Source organism: Anaerolineae bacterium (assembly GCA_016931895.1).
Classification (GTDB): domain Bacteria; phylum Chloroflexota; class Anaerolineae; order 4572-78; family J111; genus JAFGNV01.
This window is the reverse complement of record JAFGDY010000204.1, coordinates 1-9,942: the sequence shown is the minus strand read 5'-3', so window position 1 is coordinate 9,942 and position 9,942 is coordinate 1. Positions and strand designations below refer to the sequence as shown.

At 52.8% G+C, this 9,942-nt stretch carries 11 protein-coding genes; 1 reads left to right on the top strand and 10 read right to left on the bottom strand.

Annotated elements, in window-relative coordinates:
- Window positions 1-120: 120 nt before the first annotated feature.
- Window positions 121-666, top strand: coding sequence for a dTDP-4-dehydrorhamnose 3,5-epimerase family protein (locus tag JW953_14930; GenBank protein ID MBN1993992.1), 546 nt, complete (start codon window positions 121-123; stop codon window positions 664-666).
- A gap of 51 nt (window positions 667-717) precedes the next feature.
- Here JW953_14930 and JW953_14925 read toward each other — a convergent pair whose 3' ends face one another.
- The 10 genes from JW953_14925 to glk all read right to left on the bottom strand — a co-directional run bounded on the left by JW953_14925 (window position 718) and on the right by glk (window position 9,822).
- On the bottom strand, window positions 718-1,146 hold the full coding sequence (locus tag JW953_14925) for a peptidylprolyl isomerase (protein ID MBN1993991.1): 429 nt from the start codon (window positions 1,144-1,146) through the stop codon (window positions 718-720).
- 84 nt (window positions 1,147-1,230) lie between these two features.
- Window positions 1,231-1,521 carry an RNA-binding protein gene (locus tag JW953_14920; protein MBN1993990.1) on the bottom strand — a complete coding sequence of 97 codons (291 nt, stop codon included), beginning with the start codon at window positions 1,519-1,521 and terminating at the stop codon, window positions 1,231-1,233.
- A gap of 511 nt (window positions 1,522-2,032) precedes the next feature.
- Window positions 2,033-3,559, bottom strand: coding sequence for a PD40 domain-containing protein (locus JW953_14915; GenBank protein ID MBN1993989.1), 1,527 nt, complete (start codon window positions 3,557-3,559; stop codon window positions 2,033-2,035).
- Window positions 3,549-4,169 carry an RNA polymerase sigma factor gene (locus JW953_14910; protein ID MBN1993988.1) on the bottom strand — a complete coding sequence of 207 codons (621 nt, stop codon included), beginning with the start codon at window positions 4,167-4,169 and terminating at the stop codon, window positions 3,549-3,551. Before JW953_14910 ends, JW953_14915 begins: the two co-directional genes overlap by 11 nt.
- A gap of 373 nt (window positions 4,170-4,542) precedes the next feature.
- Window positions 4,543-5,463 (bottom strand): pseudouridine-5'-phosphate glycosidase, encoded by a 921-nt coding sequence (locus JW953_14905; protein MBN1993987.1) that lies wholly within the window; start codon window positions 5,461-5,463, stop codon window positions 4,543-4,545.
- On the bottom strand, window positions 5,456-6,433 hold the full coding sequence (locus tag JW953_14900) for a ribose-phosphate pyrophosphokinase (protein MBN1993986.1): 978 nt from the start codon (window positions 6,431-6,433) through the stop codon (window positions 5,456-5,458). The genes JW953_14905 and JW953_14900 overlap by 8 nt, the downstream gene beginning before the upstream one ends.
- A gap of 45 nt (window positions 6,434-6,478) precedes the next feature.
- Window positions 6,479-7,003 carry a GNAT family N-acetyltransferase gene (locus JW953_14895; protein ID MBN1993985.1) on the bottom strand — a complete coding sequence of 175 codons (525 nt, stop codon included), beginning with the start codon at window positions 7,001-7,003 and terminating at the stop codon, window positions 6,479-6,481.
- 2 nt (window positions 7,004-7,005) lie between these two features.
- The gene (locus JW953_14890) at window positions 7,006-7,419 is read right to left on the bottom strand and encodes a cobalamin B12-binding domain-containing protein (protein MBN1993984.1); all 414 of its coding nucleotides are present in this window, start codon (window positions 7,417-7,419) and stop codon (window positions 7,006-7,008) included.
- Between the two features lie 84 nt (window positions 7,420-7,503).
- Complete coding sequence (locus tag JW953_14885) at window positions 7,504-8,775, bottom strand: cysteine desulfurase-like protein (protein MBN1993983.1); 1,272 nt, start codon at window positions 8,773-8,775, stop codon at window positions 7,504-7,506.
- A 66-nt stretch (window positions 8,776-8,841) separates the two neighbouring features.
- The gene (gene glk, locus JW953_14880) at window positions 8,842-9,822 is read right to left on the bottom strand and encodes a glucokinase (GenBank protein ID MBN1993982.1); all 981 of its coding nucleotides are present in this window, start codon (window positions 9,820-9,822) and stop codon (window positions 8,842-8,844) included.
- Window positions 9,823-9,942 lie beyond the last annotated feature (120 nt).

The window sequence follows — 9,942 nt, the reverse complement described above, 5'->3', positions numbered from 1 at the left end:
AACTGCTAGCCCTTCAATCCCAACTATTTTGCCCCTTTTTTATCCCTTTTTTCCCTTTCCTATTCTCCTGCAAAAGTCGAGTCATTACTCAATCCTTATCAACCTACCAGGAGACCTTAAATGCCTAACATTCAAGCATCAAAGTTGATTGAAGGCGTGCAAATTGTTACGCTCAAATCCTTTGCCGATGAGCGGGGGTATTTTATTGAAACGTTTCGTAAAGAGTGGTTTCCCCAACGCAGTTGGGAGATTGTGCAAACCAACCGATCCAATTCCAAAGCCGGGGTGCTACGGGGATTGCATTATCATTTTCGCCAGGTAGATTATTGGTACGTGGTGGCCGGGAAGATACGGACCGGTTTGTTTGATTTGCGGACAGCCTCGCCAACTTACGGCGCGACCCAAACGCTTGAACTGGGAGAAGATAATCAGCTTGGCCTGTTTATCCCCGTTGGCGTAGCCCACGGCTTTGTGGCCCTCACCGACGCCACCCTGACTTATGTGGTTGACAATTATTATGATAGCCAGGACGAGTACGGCATTGCCTGGAATGATCCCGACATTGCGCTGCCCTGGGGGGTGGAATCCCCCATGGTCTCTCCCAGGGACGCCGCCAATCCATTTTTGCACAACATCCCGCCCCAAAAAATTCCCGATGGGCACTAAGCCCATCGGGACACTTTTCAACCAGGCTGGTTAATCAGCTTGGTAAAATAATCAGGTAACCTCCAGAAGTTCAATATCAAATGTCAATTCCTGGCCGGCCAGGGGATGGTTGGCGTCTAGGGTGATATTTTTTTCTGAAATCTCGCTGACCGTAACGCCAATGGTTTGCCCATCCGGTTGGTGAATTTCTAACCGCTGGCCAATTTCTGGGGTCAAGTGGGTGGGGATTTGGTTTCGGTTTAGGGTTAACATTAATTCTGCATGGTGTGGGCCGTAGGCTTTATCCGGCGGGATGGTTTCGGTTTTTGATTCGCCCAGGCTCATGCCAATCACGGCTTCTTCAAAGCCCGGAATAATTTGCCCTCTGCCAATAGTAAATTGGAGAGGATCACGGTCAACGGACGTGTCAAATACGGTGCCATCCTCCAATTTCCCGGTATAGTGAACCTTAACCGTATTCCCATTTTCTGCTTGAACCATTGTTCTATCTCCTAAACTCTATTACAATTCAATAGGCGCGTTTGACCTACCTATTTTTTAAAAACCTAATCTCTGGCCAATCTTTTAGTATCTGCGCGGGCCGCCGCCGCCTCTTCTGGGGGGCCTATTATCTCTCCTTTCTCGGGGCGGACGCGCTTCATCAATCCGCAAATTGCGGCCTTTGAACTCGGTGCCGTTCAAGGCTTCCTTGGCCTGTTCGGCTTCGGCTTGACTGGACATTTCCACAAAGCCAAAACCCTTCCCCTCAATGATGTTGACCTGTTTGACTTCGCCATAGCCGGCAAACAATTCGGCCAATTCATCACTGGTGGTCGCGTAACTCAGATTCCCTACATAAAGTTTATTGCCTTGCATTCTAAGAATCCTTTCTTTACAAACAATTAAAAGTAAAGTTATAGGGGGTTTCAGCCAACGTCCCCCTCAAATCAAAAAACCACAAACCATTTTGGAGCAAACACTCCTTACAGTTTGTGGTTTAATTAACCTTGAATATATCTATTCTTCCAACCCATCTGATGATTCTCTGCGGCGCTTTCCGGTACTCTTTAGTGTTCCAAATGGGCAATACTCACCGCGCTAGAGAGTAAGAGCACCTGAAGAAAATCGCCAGAAAGGTGGAAAAACACATCACAGATGTCCCATTGCAAAACTAAAAAGTATTCAATTGTATTGAACATATCACAGATTGGTGAATACGTCAAACTGTAGGGTTAATTATCAAGATGGGGACATAACCAACTTTAAGGGTTCTAAAAATCAAGGCTGCCAACAAATAACAGCTTTTGGTTTTGGGGAGGAGACAACGACCCGGCCCGGGAAAACTTTGGGGGACAGGACTCAATTGATAGTGGCTAAACCCATTAATTTATCTGCTCCAACTTAACTGCTCATCCCACCAATTTCGCAGCCCGTAGGGGGGACGTTCGGCGGGGATAAAGATTGCCTCTGGCAGGCTGACCACTTGATGCACCTGGCCGCTATTTACATGCAATAGCCAGATACCCCAAACTCCGCCCCGGTTGGAGAGGAAAGCGAGCCATTCGCCGTCGGGAGACCAGGTAGGCAGACCATCAATGGCCGGGCCGGTAGTTAAACGACGCGCCTGGCGGCCATCACTGTTGACCAAGTACAGGTCCCAGTTATCGTCAGGATTGGCCATGTAAGCAATCTGCTCGCTCACGGGCGACCAATCCGGCGATTTGGCCAGGGGGTCTTCCAAAAATGGATAGGAATCGTACTCACTATTATCCAGATCGCCCAGCCACAGGCCGCAGCGTTCGGTGGAAAAAGTGTCGCAACTTTCAAAGGCAAAACGGTAGCCGTCGGGGGCAAAAGTGGGCGATTTTCCTTCGCGGCGCAAATTTATTTCCACCGAGCCGTCTCCCCAACTGGTGTACAGCCGCCAGCGCCGGTCCATTTCCCGCTGCGAGGCAAAAATAAGCCGGTTTTCCGTAGGCGACCAGTCGGGTTGGGCGTCTTCCCAAAAACCGCCCACTCGCTGCGGGGTGTAACCTTCCAGATTGCTGCTTAGCAGAGAGCGGGGGCTGGTTGGCTCGCTCCAGGCGCGATAGGCTATTTGTTGGCCGTTTTCGACCAGCGCCGGTTCGGAAACGCCCTCAAGGGGAAAGAAACGATGATTACTGCCATCAGGCTTGATCAAGTGGATTTCATAAAATTGACGGCCTGGCGCATTATTGAAAAAAGAAAAGGCAATTGTGCCGGCGGGCGGGTTCAACTCTGGAACTTCAGCAGGTGACAGGGTGTCTGCTGTATCCAGGAGCAAGTTTTCTTCCTCTGGCTGCCGGGTAAGAGAAGACAAGGGGGGAGTGGTGGACATTCTTGGGAGAATTGAGTCAGCAGAAGATGGAGATGGTTTGGGCAATGTGTCACCCAGAGAAGACTGTTTTAAGATGGGTGTAGCCTCAACTGCCGGGAGCATAAGGGTGGTGGCAGTGGGTGTTGCCGTGGCAATCTCCCCGCCGCTGCCGGGCCGCCCCGATTGAAGTTCAGAGGCAACATCAGGGCCGACCATTTGACCCTGAATAACCCCAAACACGCCAAAGGCCAGGAGGGAGACGATGGCCAAGGTCCCCACCGCATTAAGCGCCCGCCCCGAGGCGGCCCAGGGAAAAGCAAAACGGCGCGGTGTATTGGCCCGGGCCAGGGCATGGCGGATTTGCCGGCTTAAGGCCGGGGGAGGCGCCGGCCGGCCAAGAACTGTTTTTAAGACCGGGCCTAATTCATGGGACACCCGCCGGGCGTCAAAAAAACGTTGAGCGCAGCCAGGGCACACGGCCAGGTGTTCATCAACTAACTGTCGTTCTTCCGGCGAAAGTTGATGGTCAAGATAAGCTTCAAGATATTGGGTAACGTGTTTGGGCTTAAGGAGCATGTTGGGCCTCAAGCAACTCGGGCGCGGTCATCCCCTGTTCGGCCAATGCCTCGGCCAGGCGGCGGCGGGCATTGTGCAGCCGGGAGTAGATAGTGCCTTCGGGGCAGTTGAGTTGGGCCGCAATATCTACCGCCGGCAGTTCCAGGTAATAATGCAGGATAATCACTTCTTTCAAGGGTTCGCTCAAATTTTGGACAGCTTTCCAGAGCATGCGCCGATACTCCCCACGCAAAACATTGGCTTCTGGACTGGAGCGGGAGGCGTCGGGCAATTCCAGCGTTTCGCCCGTGGGTCGCAGCCAGGGAATGGTCAACAAACGCTTGCGGCGCAAGTAACTGCGGCAATAGTTCAAGGCAATCTGATACAGCCAGGTGCCAAAACTGGCCCGCGTTGGGTCAAACCGTTGGCGGGCCTTGTGCGCTCGCAAAAATGTTTCCTGTACCACGTCTTCCGCGGCCTGGGTTTGTTGCAACATCGCCCAACCCAGGCGATAAATGATGGCGGCGTGCTCGGCGTACAGTTCGTCAAATGCGGCGGTATCGCCGGCCTGCCAGCGTTGAATAAGCGTTGGCTCGGTTCCATCTTGACCGAAAGCTTTGTTGGGTTGCATAATATTATACGCCGTTACCCTTGAATCCTTGTTTATGCTTTAAGGCTTAAAATGGCAGTCAGCTTTATGATGGTAACACATTTTGCCCTAAAAAGCATGACTTTAGGCGTTTAAATTCTGACGCTATCCTGACGATTGGGCAACTTTGCAGTTTAGTTGAGAGAATAAAAAAACACCCAAAAATTGAGGGTTGTAATTTAATTAATGATAGGGTATATTTATAAGGCCGGTATGTTCTGTAACGGATGGAGCGACCATCATCAAGAACAAATTGGTTGTTGCCCTGTTGATTTTATTGCGCTTTATTTGTAGCAAAAGGGCAGCAAAAAGGAGCGTTTGCATGCGCTCCTTTTTTATTTTTCGGGGCCACCAATTATCCGCAGGCCAACGCTTGCGCAATTTGAGCCGCCACCCGGGCATTGTTGAGTAAGAGAGCCAGGTTAGCCTTTTGGCTGCGATTACCGGAAAGTTCGTTGATCCGCTGGAGAAGATAAGGGGTGAGCGTTTTGCCCGTGATCCCCTGGCTTTTGGCTCCGGCCAGGGCTTGGTTAATAATTTGCTGCGCTTCCGCGGCGGGCCACTCATGTTCAAGCGGAATGGGGACTGTGATCAACAGCCCCATTTTTAGGTCCAGGACATCGCGGGCGTGAATGAGGTCGGCGACTTCGGCCGGGGTGTCCACCCGTACATCCACCGGCAAACCACTCTGCCGCGAGTAGAAGGCGGGAAATTCATCGGTTTGATAACCAATCACCGGCACGCCCTGCGTTTCCAGCACTTCCCGGGTGGAGGGCAGGTCCAAAATTGCTTTAGCCCCGGCGCACACTACCGCCAGGGGGGTGCGCCCCAACTCCACTAAATCCGCCGATTCGTCAAAGGTTTGGCCGCGATGCACCCCGCCAATGCCGCCCGTAGCAAACACGCGAATACCGGCCTGGTGGGCCACAATCATGGTTCCGGCGACGGTGGTGGCGCCATCCTCCTGGCGGGCCACGGCCAGGGGCAAATCGCGGCGGGAGCATTTGCGCACATTTTTGGCGGTTCCCAAATATTCTAATTGGGCCAGGGTAAGGCCCACGGTAATTTGGCCCTTCAGGATGGCGATAGTGGCCGGCACGGCGCCTTGTTCGCGTACGGCTTCTTCAATGGAAAGGGCAACTTTAACGTTATTGGCACTGGGGAAGCCATGGGTGATCAGGGTTGATTCCAGGGCCACCACCGGCTCACCCCTGGCCAGGGCGGCTTCCACCTGACGATGAAGAGCAAGTTTTTTATTAAGCAACGGCTCATTCATCAAACAACTCCCCTACGGAAATGCCCAGGTGAATCCGGCGAATGACTTCGGCCATCAAGGGCGCAATCGAGAGGATGGTCAGTTTGTTAAAGATTTTTTCCGGGGGCAGGGCAATGGTATTGGTGACCACAATCTCGCAGGCCGGCGACTGGCTGAGGCGTTGCCCGGCAGGGTCAGAAAAAACGGCGTGAGTGGCGCAAACGTAAATATCTTGAGCGTTTTCTTTTTTTAAGAAGGTCATGGCCTGGATCATGGTTCCGGCGGTGTCAATTTCGTCGTCAAAAATAATACAGTTTTTGCCCTTTACGTCGCCAATAACGTTAAGCGCCTCTGTTTGGCTACCGTCTTGCTGCTGGATGCGCCTTTTTTCAATCACGGCCAGGGGCAAATTAAGGGCCTGGGCAAAGTTGCGGGAACGTTTGGTGGCGCCAATGTCGCCGGCTACAACCACAGCATTGGGGATGTTCTTTTTTCGCACGTAATCGCTTAAAAGGTAAAAGGCGGTCACTTCATCAACCTGAATGTTGAAAAAGCCCTGCACCTGTCCGGCATGGAGGTCCATGGTCAAAAAACGATCGGCCCCGGCAGTGATGATCAAATCGGCCACCAGACGGGCGGTAATGGGCACGCGCGGCTGATCTTTTTTGTCGGTGCGGCCATAGCCGTAGTAAGGCACCACGGCCGTAATCCGCCCGGCAGAGTCGCGTTTGGCCGTTTCAATCATGATGAGCAGTTCCATCAGGTTGTCGTTGACCGAGGCAAATACGCCATTTGCGTCCCAGGAATTGGAGATAGGTTGAATAATAAAAACGTCTTTGCCGCGCACGCTGGCTTGCAGCCGGCAAAAGATATTATGATTGGGAAATTTGAACACGTCGGCCGGGCAAAGCGGCACGGCCAGAGCTTGACTGATCTCTTGCGCCAATTGCGGGTTGGCATTGCCGCTAAAGATAGCAACTTCTCCGTACATTTATTTACCCCTAACGAGAACAAGGGCGTTTAATCAGAAACGCCCCTACTTGAGATATTCTGAGCGCAGCACGCTCATGATCAGTTGGTCTTCAAAGCAACCGCGATGATAAACCGCATCGCGCAGGCGGCCCTCTTCAACAAAGTGGCAGGCCCGGTAGCAGCGGATGGCCCGGGCGTTGCCGGCATCTACGCGCAGGTAAACCCGGTGCAGGTTCAGCTCGGCAAAAGCAAAATCAAGCAACAGTTGAATGGCTTCCCGGCCATAGCCTTTGCCCCATTGCGTTTTATCGCCCAGCACAATACCCAGTTCGGCGTTTTGCTCCCGGTAATTAAGGTGCATCAAGCCCACCGAGCCGATATGCACGTTTCCTTCATTCACCACCAGGGCAAAGTTTTGGGTGGTTTGGTCTTTGCGCTGGGCTTCGTACCAGTCGGTTTCATCATCAAGGTTCATGGGGAGGAATAGGGCGAGGTGATGCGTTACTTCAGGATCGTTCAGCCAGGTGACGTAGCGGGGAATATCATCGCGCTCAATGGCGCGGAGAGTGACCCGGTTGCCTTTAATCATTTTTACACTCTTGGCCCGTTATTGGCCACACGCTCACGAATAAAATTAACAATATCCGTAGTGGATGCGCCCGGGCCAAAAATCCCATGCACGCCCAGTTGGCGCAGCGCTTCAATATCCTCGGCCGGGATGATCCCGCCGATGATGACCAGGACGTCGTTTAGTTCATTTTCTTTGAGCCGGGCCATAATTTTGGGGGCCAGGGCCATGTGCGCCCCCGACAAAATTGACAGGCCGACCACATCTACATCTTCCTGGAGGGCGGTTTCGGCAATCATGTCCGGGGTTTGGCGCAGGCCGGTGTAAATCACTTCCATCCCGGCGTCACGCAGGGCGCGGGCCACCACTTTGGCCCCGCGGTCGTGCCCATCCAGGCCGGGTTTGGCTACCAGTACTCTGATTTTGCGCTCGGTCATCAGGATTTTTTCCTTAACTCTCAATTTCAAGATGTACAATATTATACTTGAATGGGATATAAAAGGTAAAAATCATTTACGGCGTTACATCTCCCGCAGGGCGGCCAACAGACGGTCAACTTCTGACCGGGTATTGTAGTGCGCCAGGCCAATCCGCACCATGCCGCCAGAGTCTTCCAGGCCCAAACGTTCGGTAACGCTCAAGGCATAGTAGTTGCCATCCCATACAAAAATACCTTGTTCGCCCAGGTAAGCGGCAATCTCTTGGGGAGTGAAACCGGCCCGGGTAAAGGCCAGGGTGGGACAGCGTTGGTCAAGCTGGGAGGGGTGGGTGATGCCGTAAACAACAAGGCCGGGGATTTGTTGCACTTCGTCTAATAAATAGGCAAACAAGGGCCGCTCATAAGCAACAATGGCCTTCATCGCTTGCTTCAAGGCCAAACGTCGCCCTTCATAATTTTTAAGTTCCGGCGCAAACTGCGCCCCATATTCCTGGCCTAGCGCCGCCAGGTAGTTGACGGCGGCGGCAACACCGGCGATGCCCTCGTGATTCTGGGTGCCGGTTTCAAATTTGTGAGGCGGGTGGGGGTTGGCGGGACGGACCTTGTAGGCAGGCAGGCTTTCCAGTAAATCCAGGCGACCCCACAATACGCCCACGTGTGGGCCAAAAAATTTGTAGGCCGAACAGACCAAAAAGTCGCAGCCGAGGGTTTGCACGTCAATAGGGCCGTGGGGGGCGTAGTGTACGGCGTCAACCCACAACCAGGCTCCCACGTTCCGCGCCAGAGCCGCAATGTGGCCCAGGGGATTAATAGTGCCTACTGCGTTTGAAGCATAACCCACGGCCACCAGTTTTGTTTTATCCGTAAGCAGCGAGGCCAAGTGTTCCAGGTTAAGCCGGCAATCCTCTACGTCAAAATCGGCCCATTTGACCTCTATTCCCTGCTCAGCCAGGGCCAGCCAGGGGGCAATATTGGCGTCGTGGTCCAGGCGAGTGACCACAATCTCGTGGCCGGGTTGCAGGGTACGCGCAATGGCGCGGCTAAGGTTAAAAGTAAGGCTGGTCATGTTAGGCCCAAAAACAATCTCTTGGGGCAAGGCGGCATTAAGAAAATCGGCCATGGCCAGCCGGGCCTGGCCAATCATTTCATCGCTGCGGCGGCTGGTGGCAAAATGCCCCCCGTGATTGGCGTTGGTGTGAATCAGATAATCCGTTATTGCGGCGATAACGGGTTGGGGAACCTGCGTGCCGCCCGGCCCGTCAAAATAAACGTAAGGGCGATCCTGCTCATCTTTTTGCTGCAAGGCCGGGAATTGGCTGCGTACGGTGGAAAGGTCCGGTGTTTGTTCAAGCATTTTGGCTCCTGATCAAGAACAGTAATATCATTTGCGTGTTAAAATTTTTCTTGAGGGCATGCCTGATTAGAGGTTTGCTCCATAACAAGCTGCGCCCAGCAGGGGCGCTTTATTATTGAGGATAACGTAAATGGGGATGCGTACCAATATTTCGGCAAAACGGCCTTTGTTGGTAAAGGCGGCCATAAACGTGCCGTCTTGCAGCCGGGGCAATATTCTGGGTGGGATGCCGCCCCCCAGATAGAGGCCTCCGGTAGCCATCACTTTGAGGGCCAGGTTGCCCGCCTCAGCGCCCAGAATAGAGACAAACATATCCACCACAGTTTGGCATAGTTCACACGTTCCGGCCAGGCCGTTTTGAATAATGATGGGCGTGGGGTCATTGGCCCGGTTAATTTGGGCATCTATTTGAGCGTTTGCTGAAACAACCTGGCGGTCTTTTAAAAAAGCGTAGATATTGGGAATGCCGTTGCCGGAGCAAACCCGTTCGTAACTGATATGGTCGAATTTGCCTTGCAGATAACGCAGTAATTCAATTTCCAGCGAATTTTTGGGGCCAAAGTCGGTGTGGCCGCCCTCAGAGGCCAGCACGTAGTAATGGCCGTTGTGGGCAAAAAGAACCGCTTCGCCCAGGCCCGTGCCGGGGGCGATGATGGCTTTGTTGCCGCCCTGGCCGGTATCCATCTGGTCGCTATTGAGCATGGCCAGATCATCAGCGGGCAGGTGGGGCACAGCATAACCAATGGCTTCCAGATCGTTGAGTAGTTTTACCACCGGCACATTTGAGTTTTCCCGCAGGGAACTTTCCGAGATAACCCAGGGCAGGTTGGTAATCCTTGACCGGCCCTTGACCACCGGGCCGGCCACGCCAAAAACCGCTTTGTTTACGGTTGCGCCGGTATCGGCCAGAAATTCCCGGACAATGGCTTCCAGGTTTGGATAATCAGCGCTCTTGAAAGTGGTTTCTGTTTTGACCTGTAAAGTGTCGCCCGTTTCAAAAATAGCCAGGTTTGTTTTAGTGCCGCCAATATCTCCTGCCAGTAACATGTCGCCTCGCAATGATTTATTTTGAAGGTGGATTTTAGGGATGGTTCACAATTTAGTTGACACTTTTTTGAGCACGAAATAAAAATTGGCCGTTAAAATTTATCGGGTCCAGGCTATTTT

Excerpts from the sequence above, each read along its gene's own strand:
- JW953_14930 (MBN1993992.1), top strand. The coding sequence starts at position 121 with ATGCCTAACATTCAAGCATCAAAGTTGATTGAAGGCGTGCAAATTGTT.
- JW953_14925 (MBN1993991.1), bottom strand. The coding sequence starts at position 1,146 with ATGGTTCAAGCAGAAAATGGGAATACGGTTAAGGTTCACTATACCGGG.
- JW953_14920 (MBN1993990.1), bottom strand. The coding sequence starts at position 1,521 with ATGCAAGGCAATAAACTTTATGTAGGGAATCTGAGTTACGCGACCACC.
- JW953_14915 (MBN1993989.1), bottom strand. The coding sequence starts at position 3,559 with ATGCTCCTTAAGCCCAAACACGTTACCCAATATCTTGAAGCTTATCTT.
- JW953_14910 (MBN1993988.1), bottom strand. The coding sequence starts at position 4,169 with ATGCAACCCAACAAAGCTTTCGGTCAAGATGGAACCGAGCCAACGCTT.
- JW953_14905 (MBN1993987.1), bottom strand. The coding sequence starts at position 5,463 with ATGAATGAGCCGTTGCTTAATAAAAAACTTGCTCTTCATCGTCAGGTG.
- JW953_14900 (MBN1993986.1), bottom strand. The coding sequence starts at position 6,433 with ATGTACGGAGAAGTTGCTATCTTTAGCGGCAATGCCAACCCGCAATTG.
- JW953_14895 (MBN1993985.1), bottom strand. The coding sequence starts at position 7,003 with ATGATTAAAGGCAACCGGGTCACTCTCCGCGCCATTGAGCGCGATGAT.
- JW953_14890 (MBN1993984.1), bottom strand. The coding sequence starts at position 7,419 with ATGACCGAGCGCAAAATCAGAGTACTGGTAGCCAAACCCGGCCTGGAT.
- JW953_14885 (MBN1993983.1), bottom strand. The coding sequence starts at position 8,775 with ATGCTTGAACAAACACCGGACCTTTCCACCGTACGCAGCCAATTCCCG.
- glk (MBN1993982.1), bottom strand. The coding sequence starts at position 9,822 with ATGTTACTGGCAGGAGATATTGGCGGCACTAAAACAAACCTGGCTATT.